Consider the following 15,714-nt stretch of genomic DNA (forward strand, 5'->3'; position numbering starts at 1 on the left):
GGAGCGAAATCTTCACCGGGAGCAGACGCCATGACCGACGCCATCGATCCGAACCGCGACCTTGTCCTGACCCGTCTGCTCGACGCGCCGCGAAGCGCGCTCTACCGCTGCTGGACCGAGCCGGAGCTCTTGAAGCAATTCTTCGCGCCGCTGCCCTACACCACGCCGCACGCCGAGCTCGACGTGCGCCCCGGCGGCTCGAACCGCATCACCATGCGCTCGCCGGACGGCGAGGACATGCCGATGTCCGGCGTCTATCTCGACGCGGTTCCGAACGAGAAGATCGTCTTCACCGACGCCTTCACCGAGGCGTGGAAACCGTCGGAGAAGCCGTTCTTCGTTGGGATTCTCACTTTCGCGGACGAAGCCGGCAAGACCCGCTACACCGCCGTCGCCCGCCACTGGACGGCCGAGGACAAGGCCGCCCACGAGGCGATGGGGTTCCGCGAGGGGTGGGGGCAGGTCGCGGACCAGCTTGAGGCGCTGGCGAAGACGCTGTGAGGGGGCCTCGCCCCCGTCGGCTCAAGCCTACCCGGGCCGTCATGGTCCGGCTTGACCGGACCATCCACGCCGAACGTCGCCCTCGACGTCGGAAATGGGTCCTCCGGTCAAGCCGGAGGACGACGGCGGCGCTTGTCGCCCGATCTCAGCTCGACAGCGCCGCCGTCAGCTCACGCAGGTTCGAGCGCATCATGTCGACGTAAGTTCCCGCGGGGCCGTTCGGGCCCGACAACGCGTCGGAGTAGAGCGTGCCTCCCACCACGGCGCCGGTCTCCTTGGCGATGCGTTCGACCAGCCGCTTATCGGTGATGTTCTCAACGAACACCGCCGGGATCTTCTCCGTCTTGATCTGACGGATGATCTTCGCGACGTCCTTGGCGGAGGCCTCCGCTTCGGTCGAGACGCCCTGCGGCGAGATGATCTCCACGCCGTAGGCCTTGGCGTAGTAGCCGAAGGCGTCGTGCGAGGTGATGATCTTGCGGCGCTCGGCAGGGATCTTGGCGAGGCCCGCGCGGATTTCGGCGTCGAGCGCGTCGAGCGTCGCCAGATAGGCGGCCGCGTTCGTCTCGTAGGCCGTCTTGCCCTCGGGGTCGGCCGCGATCAGCGCGTCGCGGATGTTCGCCACGTAGAGCTTGGCGTTGGGGACCGACTGCCAGGCGTGCGGGTCGGTGACCTCGTGGCCGTGCCCGTGGTCGTGGCCATGGCCATGGCCGTCCTCCTCGTCCTCCATCTTCTGCGCCGTGACGCCCTTGGAGGCGATCACAACCGTTCCCTTGGCTCCAGAAGATTTCGCGAGGCGGTCGATCCAGCCTTCGAGACCCAGGCCGTTCTCGAAGATTACGGCGGCGTCCGCCGCCTTCTTGGCGTCGGCGGGGGCGGGCGAGAACACGTGGGCGTCGCCGTCCGGCCCGACGAGCGTCTCGACCGTGACGCGGTCGCCGCCGACCTGACGCACCAGGTCGCCGAGGATCGAGAATGTCGCGAGCGCCTTGACCGGCTCGGCGGCGGCCGGCGTGACGACGAACGCGGCCGTGACCGCGGCGGCGAGGAGAGAGCGCATCCGCATCATGAAAACCTCCGGAAGGTGACGTTCGTTCGGGCGTCAGGCCGCCCTGTGATGGCGCGGCGGCGCGAGCCGCCAGAGCACGCCGCCGGACCAGCCGACGGCGACGGAGACGAGGTAAAGGACGCCGGCCGACAGGATGATCGCGGGGCCGGTCGGCAGGTCGAAGTGGTAGGAGACGAGGAGGCCGGCGACGCTCGCGAGGCTCGCGACCAGGATCGCGACCGCGAACATCGGCGTCAGCGCGTTCGACCAAAAGCGCGCGGCGGCGGCGGGCAGCATCATGACGCCGACGGCGAGCAGGGTGCCGAGCGCCTGGAACCCGGCCACGAGATTTAGCACCACGAGGCCGAGGAAGATGAAGTGGACCGGCCCGCCGGCGCGGCTGACCGAGCGCAGGAAACCAGGGTCGACGCATTCCAGCACCAACGGCCGGTAGATCAGCGCAAGCGCGACGAGCGTGACGCTGGCGACGCCCGCCAGCAGCAGCATGGCCTGATCGTCGAGCGCCAGCACCGATCCGAACAGCACGTGCAGCAGGTCGACGTTGGAGCCCTTAAGCGAGACGAGCGTGACGCCGAGCGCGAGCGACAGCAGGTAGAACGAGGCGAGCGCCGCGTCCTCTTTCAGCACGGTGGTGCGGGCGACGAGGCCGGTGAGCAGCGCCACCGAGACGCCGGCGACAAGGCCGCCCAGCGTCATCGCCGGCAGCGACAGCCCGGCCACGAGGAAGCCGACCGCGGCGCCCGGGAGGATGGCGTGGGCCATGGCGTCGCCGGTCAGGCTCATGCGCCGCAGCATCAGGAACACGCCGATCGGCGCCGCGCCGAGCGACAGCGCGAGCGCGCCGACCAGCGCCCGACGCATGAAGGCGAACTCGGCGAAGGGTCCAACGAGGGCGTCATAGAGGGTCATCGCGTCAGGCCGCGTTCGCGGAGCAGAACGGGGCGGCGTCGTCGAACGCTTCGGTCATGGCGCGGGCCTCAAGCAGGCGCTCCGGCTTCAGCGCCTCCGTCGTCGGCCCCCAGGCCACGGCGCGGCGGGCGAGCAGCAGCGTCTCGGGGAAGGCGCGGCGCACCATGTCGATGTCGTGCAGCACCGCGATCACCGTGCGGCGCTCGGAGTGCCAGCGCGCGACCAGCGCCAGAAGGTCCTCGACCGTTTTGGCGTCGATGGCCGCGAAGGGCTCGTCGAGCAGGATGACGGAGGCGTCCTGCAGCAGCAGCCTGGCGAACAGCGCGCGCTGCAGCTGGCCGCCGGAGAGCGTGCCGATGGCGCGGCGCTCGAACCCGGTAAGGCCGACGCCGGCTATCGCCTCAGCGACCCGCGCCCGGTCGGCGCGGCCGACGCCGCCGAACAGGCCGGCGCGGCGCCAGAGGCCTGTGGCGACGAGGTCGAACACGTCGATCGGGAAGCTGCGGTCGAGCTCCGCGGCCTGGGGCAGGTAAGCTATGTCGCGGGGACCGAGCGCGCCGCGGTCGATGCGCCCGCCGAGCGGCTCGATCGCGCCGACGAGGCCCTTGAGCAGCGTGGACTTGCCCGCGCCGTTTGGCCCCACCACCGCCAGCAACGCGCCCGGCGCGACGGCGCCGTCGAGGTGGTGCACGGCGGGGTGACGGTCGTAGCCGAGCGTCACGTCCTCGAGCCGGAGCGCGCTCATGCCAGGGCCCAGGCGACGGCGCCCCATAGCACGATCAACGCCGCGGCGACGCCGCCAATCCGGCCAAGCGCAGATGTGCGCAGCAATGAGGCGGCGGGCGCCTGCGCGCGGGGGGCATGGCCGTGCCGCGGGAAAGCATGGTCGTGACCATGCCCGTGGGAGCCGGGGTCGTGGGAGCCGTGATCGTGGGCGTGGTGGTCGTGGGCGTGCGTGGACGTCATGCCGAGCTCGGTCGGGCGCGGGAGCGCTTTGTGAGAAACGTTATATCGTAACGTTTTCGCGATGCAAGGTTGGCGGAGATCGAAACTCGGCGCGCTCAACGAACAAGCCGAGGACCAAAAGTGTGGACACGCCTCTCTCGATAGGGAGAGGGTGGACGGGCGCAGCTTGGGCGGGCGGGGGCTAGGATGGGCCCCGAAGGCCGGCGCCGCGCTCTACGCGCAAACCCCACCCGACCTCGGCTGACGCCGAGCCACGCTCCCCAAGCTCCGCTTGAGAAGGGATGTCCGCGCCTCGTCCTGATTGAGAGAGGGTAGGAGGCTGGTGATCCTCAGCGCTGCGTGCGCAGAGGCTCCTGCTTCAGGGCGGCGCGGACGAACTTCACGACGATCCAGACGCCGACGGCGAGGCCGGCCGCCTCCAGCGCGTAGGCGCCGATTTCGCCCAGGCCGAAGAACCCGGCGATCGCCCAGCCGCCAGCGACCGCCGCGGCGATGGTCTGCGTCGCGATCAGCACCGTGGCGCCGGCGAGCGTGACGACGCGCTTGACGTCGAGCGAACCGGCGGAGGCGTCGGGCACGGGGGAACTCCAGACTGACGGTGCGGCGGGCCGCACGATGGACCCGCGCCTTTTAGCATGATCGACGTGCGGGTCGAGAGGGCTCCGGCTTGCGAAGCCGGGGGGCGCACCTGTATGCCTCTCGCTCTTCAGAACCTCATCATCACCGGACGCGCGCGCCTCATGTCCATGCCCACCGACGCCGGCTACCCCTCGCTGACCGACCGGCTGACGCCGGTCGAGGCCGGGGCCTACGTCGTCGCCGCGACCTTTCTGGGCGGCGCGGCGGCCTTCGCGCTCGGCGACGGCGCGGTGCTGTTCGTGGGCGACGAGGGCGAGCTGCGCGTGCCGGCGCACGACGGCGGCGTGGTCTCGACGGCGGTCGCGCCGAACCTGCTCGTCACCGGCGGCGACGACGGCAAGGTACTGAAGTTCGCGGCCGGCGACACGCCGGAGCCGGTCGGCGAGGCCAAGGGCTGGATCGACGCGGTCGCGATCGGCCCCGACGGCGCGGTCGCCTGGTCGGCCGGCAAAAAGGTGTTCGCCCGCGACGGCAAGGGCGACGTCCGCACCTTCGAGTCGCCCTCGGCTGTCCGCGGCCTCGCCTTCGCGCCGAAGGGCTACCAGCTCGCGGTCGCGCGCTACAACGGCGTCTCGCTCTGGTTTCCGCGCACCGAAGGCGCCCCGAAAGAGCTGACTTGGAAGGGCAGCCACATCGACGTGGTCTTCGCGCCCGACGGCAAGTTCGTCGTCACGACCATGCAGGAGAACGCCCTGCACGGCTGGCGGCTGTCGGACGGGGCGCACATGCGCATGACCGGCTACCCCGGCAAGGTGCGCTCGGTGGACTGGACGGCGGACGGCAAATGGCTCGCCTCCGCCGGCGCCGACGCCGCCGTCGTCTGGCCGTTCCAGTCGAAGGACGGACCGATGGGCAAGGCCCCGAAGGAGCTGGGCATCCGCCCCGCGCGCGTCTCCCGCGTCGCAGCGCACCCCAAGGCCCCGGTGGTGGCGCTCGGCTACGAGGACGGCTGCATCCTGCTCGCTCGTCTGTCCGACGGAGCGGAAATCCTCGGCCGCAATCCCGGCGAAGGCGGCCCGATCACCGCGCTCGGCTGGGACCGCATCGGCTCCCGCATCGCCTTCGGCACCGAGGACGGCAAGGCAGGAATCGTGGCGCTGCCCGAGGGATGAGCGTCGCCAGACGATCGCGGTCGAGCTGAAAAGCCAAGCACGTCATGCCCCGGTTTATCCGGGGCATCCAGGAGATGGAGCGCGCCCGACGACCCGGCCTGGATTCCCCGGATAAACCGGGGAATGACGAAGCGGTGATGGCCGCTGAGGCCGTCTTCATTGACCGTTTGGCCGTCTTACCCCTCGAACGCCAGCACCAGCCCCTCGTCGGAGCGCAGCGTCAGCGTCCCGGCGGGCTCTGGCCCTTCCCGGTCGAGATGGGTCGAGATCAACGTGCGGGTCGGGGCCCCGGCCTCGAAGGTGGCGGGCCGCGGCCCGAGGTTCAGCACGACCAGAAGGCGAGTCTCGCCGTCACGGCGTTGGTAGGCGAGCAGGTCGCCTTCGGCCGCGACCGCCTCGTAGGATCCAAGCGCGAGCGCCGGCGTGGCGCGGCGCAGCGCCAGCAGCCGACGGTGCAGCGCGAGCATGGAGCGGGGATCGGCGGCCTCGCCCGCGACGTTGCGGGTCGCGCCGTCGCCGAGCGGGAGCCAGGGCGTCGCCGTCGAGAAACCGGCGTTCGGCCCGTCGTCCCAGGGCATCGGCGTCCTGCAGGGGTCGCGCCCCCCGACGCCCGGTTCGCGCAGCGCCCAAGGGTCGCGCAGCGCCTCGGGCGGAACCACGCCGTCCATCAGGCCGATCTCGTCGCCGTAATAGAGCGTGGGCGTCCCCCTCAGCGTCAGCAGCAACATGGCGGCCACGCGAGCCTGCGCGGGTCCGACGCGGCTCGCGACGCGCTTCTGGTCGTGGTTGCCGAGCACCCAGTTCGGCCAGCCGCCAGGAGGCAACGCCCGCTCGTAGTCAGCGATCAGCCCGGCGAGGCCGCGCGCGTTCCAGGGCGCGAGGATGAGGTGGAAGTTGAACGGCAGCTGAGCGCCGGTGAGGTCCGGCCCGTAGTAGGCCATCAGCCGTTCGAACGGCAGGTAGAGCTCGCCGATCAGCACCCGGTCGCCGGGATAGGCGTCGAGCGTCGCCCGCAGCTCCCGCGTCACCTGGATCGCCTCGGGCTGGTCGGCGGAATGCACCTGCAGGACGCGCGCGATGTCCGGCATGCCGGGGCCGTAGTCCGGGTTCGGCGGGTTGTCTCGGAAGTCGAGGTCCTTGATGAGGTGCCACAACACGTCGACGCGGAAGCCGTCGACGCCGTGGTCGAGCCAGAACCGCAGCACGTCGATCATTGCGGCGCGCACCTCCGGGTTGCGCCAGTTCAGGTCGGGCTGCTCGCTCAGGAAGGCGTGGTGGTAGTACTGGCCGGAGGCCTCGTCATAGGTCCAGGCCGGCCCGCCGAAGTTGCTGACCCAGTTGTTCGGCGGTCCGCCCCCCGGGGCGGGGTCGCGCCAGATGTACCAGTCGCGCTTGGGCGCGTGTCGGCCGGAGCGGCTTTCCCCGAACCATGGGTGCCGGTCCGAACTGTGGTTCGGCACGAAATCGAGGATGAGCTTCAAGCCCCGCGCGTGCGCCTCATCTATCAGGCGATCGACGTCGGCGAGCGTCCCGAAGATGGGATCGACGCCGCAGTAGTCCGCGACGTCGTAGCCGAAGTCCGCCATGGGCGAGGGGTAGATCGGCGAGATCCAGAGCGCATCGACGCCAAGCTCCACGAGATGGCCAAGCCGGCGCCGGACGCCTTCGAGGTCGCCGATCCCGTCGCCGTTGGTGTCCTGAAACGAGCGCGGATAGACCTGATAGATCACCGCGCTCTTCCACCAGGGCGTTTCGGTGGTCATGAAGGGGTCCTGGAAACCGTTGTCACAGTGCGGAGGCTACGCCGCGGCGGTCCGGCGCTGGGTCTCGTCCAGCCGGCCGAGGCGGTACCAGCGGTAGCCGTAGGGCTCGAGCGTGACATGATGGCGGCCGTCGGGGCCGGGACGGCTGTGGTCGGTCGACAGCAGATTGACCAGATGGTCCGGCTCGCCCTCCATCCCTCCGCTGCGGAAGGCGACGTCGCAGCCTTCCTCGCCGAAGTTGTGCAGGAACACCGCGGCGTTGCCACGCCAGTCGTAGCGCATGGCGAGCACGCCCTTCGCGCCCGTGCGCAGGATCTGGTAGTCGCCCCAGCCGATCTCCGGCGTCTCCTGGCGCATCCGGACGATCCGCTCCAGCCAGTTCAGGAACGAGTTCGGATCGCGCCGCTGCTGCGCCACGTTGACTGACTCATAGCCGTAGCCGCCACCTGAGATAGCCGGCAAATAAGTTTTTTCGGCCGTGCTGAACCCGCCGTTTTGCTCGTTCGCCCACTGCATCGGGGTGCGAGCGCAGTAGCGTTCGGGGAGGTCTAGGTCGTCGCCCATGGCGATCTCGTCGCCGTAGCGCAGCACCGGCGTGCCCGGCAGGGCGAACATCAGGCTGTAGGCGAGCTCAAGCCGGCGACGATCGCCTTTCAGCATCGGGGCGAGCCGCCGTCGAACGCCCCGGTCATAGAGCTGCATCGATTTCTCGGGTCCGAAGGCGTCGAACGCCGCCTGCCGCTGCTCGTCGGTCAGACGGCCGAGGTCCAGTTCGTCGTGATTCCGCAGGAACAAGCCCCACTGCGCCGTGGGGTAGCCCGGGCGCGTGTCCTTGAGGGCCTTCTCCAGCGGCGCGACGTCCGCGCTCGCCAGCGCGTAGAACAGCCGCTGGTTGACCTGGAAGTTGAACATCATCTGCATGCGGTCGCCGTCGTCGCCGAAGTACTTCATGTCGTCTTCGGGGAGGACGTTGGCTTCGGCGAGGATGACGCTGTCGCCCTTGCGCCATTGCAGGAATTCCCGGAACGAGCGGAGCATCTCGAACTGCTCCTTCGGCCTCGTCACGTCAGCGCCCTTCTCGGCGATCACGAAGGGCACGGCGTCCATGCGGAAGCCGGACACGCCGAGCTGGATCCAGAACCCCATGATCTTGAGGATCTCGGCCTGCACCTCCGGGTTGGCGGTGTTGAGGTCGGGCTGGAACTCGTAGAAGCGGTGGAAGTAATAGGCTTTGGCCTCGTCGTCCCGGGTCCAGGTCGTCTTCTGCACCCCGGGGAAGACCATGCCTTCGTCGGCGTTCTTCGGCTTGGTCTTCGACCAGACGTACCAGTCGCGGAACGGCGACTTCGGGTCCGCGCGAGCGGACTTGAACCAGGGGTGCTGGTCGGAGGTGTGGTTGACCACGAGGTCGATCAGAACGCGCATACCGCGCTGCTTCGCGGCGTGGGTGAACTCGACGAAGTCGCCAAGCGACCCGTAGCGCGGGTCGACGTTGTAGTAGTCGGAGACGTCGTAGCCGTCGTCGCGCCCCGGCGAGGGCTGGAACGGCATCAGCCAGACGGCGGTGACGCCAAGGCCGTGGAGATAGTCCAGCCGGCGCGTCAAACCCGGAAAATCGCCGACCCCGTCTCCGTTCGAGTCCATGAAGCTCTCGACCGAGAGACAATAGACGATCGCGTTCTTGTACCAGAGGTCCGTGATCATTCGCCCGCCTGCATCCGGTTGCCCCGCGGTGAACGCTGGTCGGCGACGGGGCGTTCCGGCGGCGTCACTTCATCAGGCCGGCGGCCTTCAGCGCCTTGGCGATGACGCCCTGCACGTCGATGCGGCCGCTCCGCCGCGGCTCGGGCTCCATGCGGCCGGCGAAACCGCTGCGGGAGGTTTTGGCGGTCGATGCCGCGGCGGCCGGCCGGTGGGCCGAGGTTGGGCGAGGAGGCTCGGCGGCGCCGGGCGCGTTGGCAGGGCTGCGCTCCTCCGCGCTCTTGGCGCTCGCTGTGGCGAGGCCCCAGAACGCAAGCACGTCGCGGTTGGCCGACACTCCGACGTCCAGCATGAAGGGGCCGGGCGTCTCGCCGCGCCGGGCGTCGAGCGCCACGCCGTGGCTCATGCCGGCGACGACGTGCTGTTCGACGACCGCCTCGCCGTTCGGGCTGGTCCAGACCCGGCGGGTGCGGCCGCCCTTGCGCTCGACGGTCGGCTTGGCGCCGCCGAGGCCATGGACGTCGAGCCACTGCTTGACGATCTCGTCGCCGTTGGAGGGAACCACAGTCGAGTCGGCGCCGCCGTGCCAGACGCTGACCTTCGGCCAGGGGCCGCGGTGGTCCGACGAGTCCCGGACCACGTCGCCCCATTCGCGGGCCGGTCTGGAGGCGCCCTTGTACATGCTCTCGAAGGCCTGCGGCACCGACGACGCCGCCCCGCACGGCAGTCCGGCCATGATCGCGCCGCCGGCGAAGACGTCGGGATAGGCTGCAAGCAGCGCGGAGGTCATCGCGCCGCCGGCCGACAGCCCGGTGACGAACACCCGGCGGCGGTCGAGGCCATGCCCGGCGACCATGGTCTCGACCATGGCGCGGATGGAGGCCGCTTCGCCGGCGCCCCGGGCGACGTCCTCAGGATTGAACCAGTTGAAGCAGCGCTTCGGGTTGTTGCCCCTGTGCTGCTCAGGGTAGAGCACGGCGAACCCGTGCTCGTCGGCGAGGGCGGTCCAGGCCGCGCTGTGCTCGAAGCTCGCCGCCGTCTGGGTGCAGCCGTGCAGCACCACGACCAGAGCCGATCCGCGCGCCAGCCGGGCCGGCGTGTAACTTCTCATGACGAGGTCGCCGGGGTTGCCGCCGAACTCGGCGACCGTCGCCAGCCGCGGGTCGCCGGGCTCGCTGCGGGCGCCCGCGCTCCCGCCGTCGAGCGACCACATCTTCAAGAGCGGGTTCAGTTCCGAGGCGAGATCGCCGAAGCGGGCCATGGCGCGTCCAGTCTTTTGGCGCAACGAGCGGGGATGTCGTCGTCGCTAGATCACGTGGGCGCCGCAAAGCACAATTCAATGCTGCGACGCAACATCGAATTGTTGGGCCGCGATTAGGGCGAGGCTGCGGCGTGCGCCGCGCAAGGTCGCCGTGCGTGGGCGCCCGCCCTCGGCCCGGCGACTGCGGGCAAAGGGGGCGCTGCGAGGCTTGGCCCAACGGAAGGCTGCGCCTATGGTCCGCCGCGTCTCGCAACCCCCCCGGAGCGCCCTCGATGGCCGATACGCCGCCTGCCCGCCTCTCGACCGATCCCGACAGCCCGTACTACGACGCGGAGGCGCTTGAGCGCGGGGTTGGGGTCCGCTTCAAGGGCGTCGAGAAGACCAACGTCGAGGAATACTCGGTCAGCGAAGGCTGGATCCGCGTCGCCGCCGGCCTCGCGCGCGACCGGTTCGGCAAGCCGATGACGCTGAAGCTCAAGGGCGAGGTCGAGCCCTATTTCCGCGGCCCGACGCCCGCCTGACCGCTCGTCTCGTGCCGCGCGAATCATCTGCTTATCGGAAGCACAAGGCGTGATATCGTCGCAGGCAGGTCGCGCGCAGGAGGGCTGGAATTCCCCGCTGTGCGACAAAACAGCCGCCGCGGTCACGTTCGCGCCGACTTTCGCTGGTTTCTCGCGGCGGGCGCGCCGGGAGGCGGCGCGCGGGGGCAGCGTGTAGGAGGACGATGTGAGGCAGACAGGAGAGTGGAACCCGGACCACGGCGCTGAAGCCTTTGGCTTCGAGGGCCTGGCGGGGGTCAACTGGAACCTGACGGAGGCGGCGCTGGTCGAGCGCGCGGTCCGCCGGGGCGAAGCCTCGCTGGCGGCCACCGGCGCGCTCGTCGCCGAAACCGGCGCCCACACCGGCCGCTCGCCCAAGGACAAATTCATCGTTCGCGACGCCGCGACGGAGAACGAGGTCTGGTGGGACAACGCGAGCGCGCTGACGCCGGAGCAGTTCGACCTGCTGAAGGCCGACTTCATCGCGCATGTCGCGGGGCGCGAACTGTTCGCCCAGGACCTCCACGGCGGGGCGGACCCCTCGAACCGCCTCAAGGTGCGGGTCTTCACCGAATACGCCTGGCACTCGCTGTTCATCCGCACGCTGCTGATCGAGCCCGAGCGGGCGGACCTCGCGCGGTTCCGCCCGGACCTCACCATCCTCGACGTCCCGAGCTTCCAGGCCGATCCCGAGCGCCATGGCGTTCGCTCCAAGACGGTGATCGCGATCGACTTCGCCCGCGGCGTCGTGCTGATCGGCGGCACGGCCTATGCCGGCGAGATGAAGAAGTCGGTCTTCACCGCGCTGAACTACCTGCTGCCGAAGCGCAACGTGATGCCGATGCACTGCTCGGCGAACGTCGGCAAGGCGGGCGACGTCGCGGTGTTCTTCGGCCTCTCGGGCACGGGCAAGACCACGCTGTCGGCCGATCCCGATCGCGCCCTGATCGGCGACGACGAGCATGGCTGGGGGCGCAACGGCGTCTTCAATTTCGAAGGCGGCTGCTACGCCAAGACCATCCGGCTCGACCCCAAGGCCGAGCCGCAGATCGCGAACGCCATCCGCCGCTTCGGCGCTGTGCTGGAGAATGTCGCGGTCGATCCTGTCACCCGCCAGCCGGATTTCGACGACGGGACCCGCACGGAAAACACCCGCGCGGCCTATCCCCTGCGCTTCGTGCGCAACGTCCACGCCAGCGGCCGCGCCGGGCATCCGAAGAACGTGGTCATGCTGACCGCCGACGCCTTCGGCGTGATGCCGCCGATCGCGCGGCTCACGCCGGCGCAGGCCATGCATCACTTCCTCTCCGGCTACACCGCCAAGGTCGCCGGCACGGAAACGGGGGTCAGCGAGCCGCAGGCGACTTTCTCCACCTGCTTCGGCGCGCCCTTCATGCCGCGCCGGCCCGAGGTCTATGGCGAGCTTCTGAAGAGCCTGATCGCCGAGCACGGCGTGGACTGCTGGCTCGTCAACACCGGCTGGACCGGCGGCGGCTACGGCGAGGGCCGGCGCATGCCGATCGCCGCCACCCGCGCGCTGCTGTCGGCTGCTCTCAGCGGCGCGCTGAAGGACGTCGAGACCTACGTCGACCCGACCTTCGGCTTCGCCGTCCCGACCGACGTGCCCGGCGTCGACGCCAAGCTGCTGCGCCCGCGCGACACTTGGGCCGACCCCGCCGCCTATGACCGCGCCGCCCGCAAGCTGGCGCGCATGTTCCAGAAGAACTTCGAGGCCTTCAGCGAGGTCGACGCCGAGATCCGCGAGGCGGGTCCGCGCGTCGGCGGCGGCTTCGCCAACGTGGCGGCCGCCGCGGAGTAAGCGCCTGCCGGTCTTCCGGAGGGGCGCGTCGCAAAGACGGCGCGCCCCTCGTGGTTTCGAGCTACGCCTCAACGGGGTCGCTCGATCGCTCGCCATGCGACGGAGGACGGACTTGCGGGCAGGGGCCGCCCTGTCCACACTTTCGCGACGCCAGCCCGCGACCGCCGCCGGGCTGCAGGAACGATCGCCATGAGCGGCTCTATCGTCCTCCTCACCGATCGCCCGGCGGAAGGACGACGGCTGCAACGCGATCTCGGGCTGATTTGCCGCTGCCGGATCGCCGCGCCGCACAGACCGATGCCTGTCGAGGCGCCTGGCGCCGTCGTCACCGACATCGCTCTCGACAACGCGGCCTCGGTCGCCATGGCGCGGGCGGCGCTGAACGGCATGGACCGCGCCGCGACCCCGGTTGTTGTCCTGATGCGGGGCGAAGGCCGGCGGGCGGACGTGCAGGCGCTGGCGCTCGGAGCCGCGGTCGTGCTCCCGGGCGACGCCCCGCGCGACGTCCTGGTCAGCGCCGTCCTGCGCGCGATGACCTCCGACAGGGACGATCCGCGCGCGGCTGCGGCCCGTCGGGGCGCCCGCGAGGCCGGGTTCGTGCTGGCAAGCCTGATGGACGCAGCAGAGGACGGGCGGCCCGTACCGGTCGAGCGCCTGCCCGAAGGCGGGCGCCACGTGACCCGCACCCTGGAGAAGGTCGGCCTGCACGGGTGGCTCGACGCCGTCTGGAGCTTCGACGACGTCACCTACCAGCACATGCTGCTGGTGGCGGGGCTCGCCGCCGCCTTCAGCGAGTCGCTCAGCTTCACCCCGCGGGATTGCCGCCGCGTGGTGGAGGGCGCGCTGCTGCACGACATCGGCAAGGTCGGGGTGCCGATGGAGATTCTGAACAAGCCGGGGCCGCTGACTCCCGACGAGATGGCGATCATGCGGCTCCACGCCCCAAACGGGCACGCCGTGCTGCAGGCGCAGGGGAATGTCTCGCCCGAACTCCTGGCGATCGTCCGCAGCCATCATGAGTATCTCGACGGCAGCGGCTACCCCGACGGACTCGCGGGCGACGCGATCCCGGACGTGGTCCGCTTCATCACCGTCTGCGACATCTTCGCGGCCCTGATCGAGAGCCGGCCCTACCGGGCGCGGATGTCGTCGAAGGAGGCCCTCGCCGTCATGCGGGGCATGGGGGGCAAGCTCGACCGCGGCGTTCTGTTCGCCTTCGAGCGGCTGGTCGGCGCGCTCGCGCTCTAGCGATCTCCACCTCGAGCGAGCTCCCGCCGCTCACCAGTGCACGGAGCGGTCGATCCGGATGACGTAGTTGTGCCACGGCGCCCGCTCCGCGAGGCGGTCGTAGAGCGCGGCGGCGGGATTGCCCTCCGGGACCATCCAGCGCAGGTGCACCCAGCCGAGCGTCTCGCCATGGGCCACAAGCCGCTCCAGCAGCGCCTGAGCGACGCCGCGGCCCCGGCAGGCGGGATCGACGTAGAGGTCGTCGAGCTGGCCCGCGCGGCGGCGGGAGATGGCTTCGGGGAGGTCGTAGTACACCGCGAAGCCCACCAGCCGGCCGTCGAGCTCAGCGCCGGCGATCTTCGCCACGTGGTCGTCGATCAGGGCGCGGGCGTAGGTCTCGTCCGGCGCTCCTGGCTCTTCATGCAGCAGCGCGGCGGAGTAGGCCGCAAGCAGCGGGGCGAGCCGCACCGCGTCGTCGGCGCCGAGGCGCGGGAGGATGCGAAGGCTCACACATGCGCTCCGGGGATGAGAAGGCGTCGAGCGACCTGCACAAGTGCGAACGGGTCTGGCTCAACGGCGCCGTCGCCGTCCGGCTTGATCGGTCCATGCCCGAGGCCGTTCCACGCTTGGGGTGGGTCCTCCGGTCGAGCCGGAGGACGACGGCTGAGTTGGCGACGGAAGCGCACCTCTTGTCCCGGCATCGAGCCGGGACAAGAACGAGCCGACGCCGACCCTCTTCGTCAGCGCCAGTCGCGGATGTCGACGAACTTGCCGGCGATCGCCGCCGCGGCGGCCATGGCGGGCGACACCAGGTGGGTGCGGCCCTTGAAGCCCTGACGGCCCTCGAAGTTGCGGTTCGAGGTGGAGGCGCAGCGCTCCTCCGGCCGCAGCTTGTCCGGGTTCATCGCGAGGCACATGGAGCAGCCCGGCTCGCGCCATTCGAAGCCGGCGGCGGTGAAGATCTTGTCGAGCCCTTCCGCCTCCGCCTGCTCCTTCACGAGGCCGGAGCCCGGAACGACCATGGCGTTGACGTTGGCGTTCACGGTCTTGCCGACGACCATCTTCGCCGCCTGCCGCAGGTCCTCGATCCGGCCGTTGGTGCAGGAGCCGATGAACACGCGGTCGAGGGCGATGTCGGTGATCTTGGAGCCGGCGGTCAGCCCCATGTAGGCGAGCGCCCGCTTGATCGCCGCGCGCTTGCCCTCGTCGGAGGCGGCGTCCGGATCGGGCACGACGCCGGTGATCGACACCACGTCCTGCGGGCTCGTGCCCCAGGACACGATCGGCGGCAGGTTGGCGCCGTCGAGCCGGATTTCGCGGTCGAAATGCGCGCCCTCGTCGGAGACCAGCGTCTCCCAGTAGCGGCGCGCCGCGTCCCAGGCCTCGCCCTTCGGGGCGCGCTTCCGGCCCTGGACATAGGCGTAGGTGGTTTCGTCCGGAGCGATCATGCCGGCGCGGGCGCCGCCCTCGATCGACATGTTGCAGACCGTCATCCGGCCTTCCATCGACAGCGCGCGGATCGCCTCGCCGGCGTACTCCATCACGTAGCCGGTGCCGCCCGCGGTGCCGATCTCGCCGATAATGGCGAGGATCACGTCCTTGGCGCCCACGCCCTCCGGCAGCTTGCCGTCGACCGTAATGCGCATGTTCTTGGCTTTGGTCTGGATCAGCGTCTGGGTGGCTAGCACGTGCTCGACCTCGGACGTGCCGATGCCGTGCGCCAGCGCCCCGAAGGCGCCGTGCGTCGAGGTGTGGCTGTCGCCGCAGACGATCGTCGTGCCGGGCAGGGTGAACCCCTGCTCGGGACCCACGATGTGGACGACGCCCTGCCGCTTGTCGAACTCGTCATAGTACTCGATGCCGAACTCGCGCGTGTTCTCGGCCAGCGCCGCGATCTGCGCGACGCTTTCCGGATCGGGGTTCGGCAGCAGACGGTTGGTGGTCGGCACGTTGTGGTCGACGACCGCCAGGGTCTTCTCCGGCGCGCGCACCTTGCGGCCCGTCATCCGCAGGCCCTCGAAGGCCTGCGGGCTCGTCACTTCATGGACGAGGTGGCGGTCGATGTAGAGCAGCACGGAGCCGTCGGGCTGCCGGTCGACGATGTGGTCGTCGAAGATCTTGTCGTACAGGGTCTTGGGAGCGGCGGACATAATGCGCCTCTAAGCCTTATGAATGCAGAACGGACGTGGCGTCGCGCCGTCGGGCGCG

At 70.1% G+C, this 15,714-nt stretch carries 15 protein-coding genes; 5 read left to right on the top strand and 10 right to left on the bottom strand.

All coding sequences use genetic code 11. The annotated features are described in order from the left end of the window. Positions 1–30 precede the first annotated feature (30 nt). Positions 31–501: an SRPBCC family protein gene (locus tag METY_RS04540; protein ID WP_103120199.1), complete on the top strand. Its 471-nt coding sequence runs from the start codon at positions 31–33 to the stop codon at positions 499–501. 145 nt (positions 502–646) lie between these two features. On the opposite strand, the gene METY_RS04545 is transcribed toward METY_RS04540, so the two are convergent. The 5 genes from METY_RS04545 to METY_RS04560 form a co-directional block, all read right to left on the bottom strand. Beyond that, positions 647–1,570 carry a metal ABC transporter solute-binding protein, Zn/Mn family gene (locus METY_RS04545; protein WP_103120200.1) on the bottom strand — a complete coding sequence of 308 codons (924 nt, stop codon included), beginning with the start codon at positions 1,568–1,570 and terminating at the stop codon, positions 647–649. Positions 1,571–1,603: 33 nt separating this feature from the next. Continuing rightward, complete coding sequence (locus METY_RS04550; RefSeq protein WP_103120201.1) at positions 1,604–2,479, bottom strand: metal ABC transporter permease; 876 nt, start codon at positions 2,477–2,479, stop codon at positions 1,604–1,606. A gap of 4 nt (positions 2,480–2,483) precedes the next feature. Beyond that, a complete protein-coding gene (locus tag METY_RS04555; RefSeq protein WP_103120202.1) occupies positions 2,484–3,224 on the bottom strand; it encodes a metal ABC transporter ATP-binding protein in 741 nt (246 codons plus the stop codon). After that, positions 3,221–3,445 carry a hypothetical protein gene (locus METY_RS20770; RefSeq protein ID WP_146035654.1) on the bottom strand — a complete coding sequence of 75 codons (225 nt, stop codon included), beginning with the start codon at positions 3,443–3,445 and terminating at the stop codon, positions 3,221–3,223. Before METY_RS20770 ends, METY_RS04555 begins: the two co-directional genes overlap by 4 nt. Before the next feature lie 329 nt (positions 3,446–3,774). Further along, positions 3,775–4,023, bottom strand: a complete 249-nt coding sequence (locus METY_RS04560) for a hypothetical protein (protein WP_103120203.1) — start codon at positions 4,021–4,023, stop codon at positions 3,775–3,777. Positions 4,024–4,191: 168 nt separating this feature from the next. Between METY_RS04560 and METY_RS04565 the strand changes: the two genes are divergently transcribed. Beyond that, positions 4,192–5,196, top strand: coding sequence for a WD40 repeat domain-containing protein (locus tag METY_RS04565; RefSeq protein ID WP_444849066.1), 1,005 nt, complete (start codon positions 4,192–4,194; stop codon positions 5,194–5,196). Between the two features lie 176 nt (positions 5,197–5,372). Here the strand turns inward: METY_RS04565 and METY_RS04570 are convergent, their stop codons facing one another. The 3 genes from METY_RS04570 to METY_RS04580 form a co-directional block, all read right to left on the bottom strand. Further along, positions 5,373–6,959 carry an alpha-amylase family glycosyl hydrolase gene (locus tag METY_RS04570; protein ID WP_103120204.1) on the bottom strand — a complete coding sequence of 529 codons (1,587 nt, stop codon included), beginning with the start codon at positions 6,957–6,959 and terminating at the stop codon, positions 5,373–5,375. 36 nt (positions 6,960–6,995) lie between these two features. Beyond that, positions 6,996–8,663 carry an alpha-amylase family protein gene (locus METY_RS04575; protein ID WP_103120205.1) on the bottom strand — a complete coding sequence of 556 codons (1,668 nt, stop codon included), beginning with the start codon at positions 8,661–8,663 and terminating at the stop codon, positions 6,996–6,998. Between the two features lie 64 nt (positions 8,664–8,727). Continuing rightward, positions 8,728–9,921 carry an extracellular catalytic domain type 1 short-chain-length polyhydroxyalkanoate depolymerase gene (locus tag METY_RS04580; protein ID WP_103120206.1) on the bottom strand — a complete coding sequence of 398 codons (1,194 nt, stop codon included), beginning with the start codon at positions 9,919–9,921 and terminating at the stop codon, positions 8,728–8,730. A 272-nt stretch (positions 9,922–10,193) separates the two neighbouring features. Between METY_RS04580 and METY_RS04585 the strand changes: the two genes are divergently transcribed. From METY_RS04585 to METY_RS04595, 3 genes are all read left to right on the top strand, one after another. Continuing rightward, positions 10,194–10,442, top strand: a complete 249-nt coding sequence (locus tag METY_RS04585; RefSeq protein WP_103120207.1) for a DUF3297 family protein — start codon at positions 10,194–10,196, stop codon at positions 10,440–10,442. A gap of 205 nt (positions 10,443–10,647) precedes the next feature. Then, positions 10,648–12,279, top strand: a complete 1,632-nt coding sequence (locus METY_RS04590; RefSeq protein ID WP_103120208.1) for a phosphoenolpyruvate carboxykinase — start codon at positions 10,648–10,650, stop codon at positions 12,277–12,279. A 189-nt stretch (positions 12,280–12,468) separates the two neighbouring features. Then, on the top strand, positions 12,469–13,527 hold the full coding sequence (locus METY_RS04595; protein ID WP_103120209.1) for an HD-GYP domain-containing protein: 1,059 nt from the start codon (positions 12,469–12,471) through the stop codon (positions 13,525–13,527). A 30-nt stretch (positions 13,528–13,557) separates the two neighbouring features. On the opposite strand, the gene METY_RS04600 is transcribed toward METY_RS04595, so the two are convergent. Beyond that, on the bottom strand, positions 13,558–14,016 hold the full coding sequence (locus METY_RS04600) for a GNAT family N-acetyltransferase (protein WP_103120210.1): 459 nt from the start codon (positions 14,014–14,016) through the stop codon (positions 13,558–13,560). A 230-nt stretch (positions 14,017–14,246) separates the two neighbouring features. After that, positions 14,247–15,656 (bottom strand): 3-isopropylmalate dehydratase large subunit, encoded by a 1,410-nt coding sequence (gene leuC, locus METY_RS04605; protein WP_103120211.1) that lies wholly within the window; start codon positions 15,654–15,656, stop codon positions 14,247–14,249. Positions 15,657–15,714 lie beyond the last annotated feature (58 nt).

This window comes from Methylopila sp. Yamaguchi, from assembly GCF_002897035.1.
Classification (GTDB): Bacteria; Pseudomonadota; Alphaproteobacteria; order Rhizobiales; family Methylopilaceae; genus Methylopila.

Coding starts and splice junctions, on each gene's coding strand:
- METY_RS04540 (WP_103120199.1), top strand. CDS start 31: ATGACCGACGCCATCGATCCGAACCGCGACCTTGTCCTGACCCGTCTG.
- METY_RS04545 (WP_103120200.1), bottom strand. CDS start 1,570: ATGATGCGGATGCGCTCTCTCCTCGCCGCCGCGGTCACGGCCGCGTTC.
- METY_RS04550 (WP_103120201.1), bottom strand. CDS start 2,479: ATGACCCTCTATGACGCCCTCGTTGGACCCTTCGCCGAGTTCGCCTTC.
- METY_RS04555 (WP_103120202.1), bottom strand. CDS start 3,224: ATGAGCGCGCTCCGGCTCGAGGACGTGACGCTCGGCTACGACCGTCAC.
- METY_RS20770 (WP_146035654.1), bottom strand. CDS start 3,445: ATGACGTCCACGCACGCCCACGACCACCACGCCCACGATCACGGCTCC.
- METY_RS04565 (WP_444849066.1), top strand. CDS start 4,192: ATGCCCACCGACGCCGGCTACCCCTCGCTGACCGACCGGCTGACGCCG.
- METY_RS04570 (WP_103120204.1), bottom strand. CDS start 6,959: ATGACCACCGAAACGCCCTGGTGGAAGAGCGCGGTGATCTATCAGGTC.
- METY_RS04575 (WP_103120205.1), bottom strand. CDS start 8,663: ATGATCACGGACCTCTGGTACAAGAACGCGATCGTCTATTGTCTCTCG.
- METY_RS04580 (WP_103120206.1), bottom strand. CDS start 9,921: ATGGCCCGCTTCGGCGATCTCGCCTCGGAACTGAACCCGCTCTTGAAG.
- METY_RS04585 (WP_103120207.1), top strand. CDS start 10,194: ATGGCCGATACGCCGCCTGCCCGCCTCTCGACCGATCCCGACAGCCCG.
- METY_RS04595 (WP_103120209.1), top strand. CDS start 12,469: ATGAGCGGCTCTATCGTCCTCCTCACCGATCGCCCGGCGGAAGGACGA.
- leuC (WP_103120211.1), bottom strand. CDS start 15,656: ATGTCCGCCGCTCCCAAGACCCTGTACGACAAGATCTTCGACGACCAC.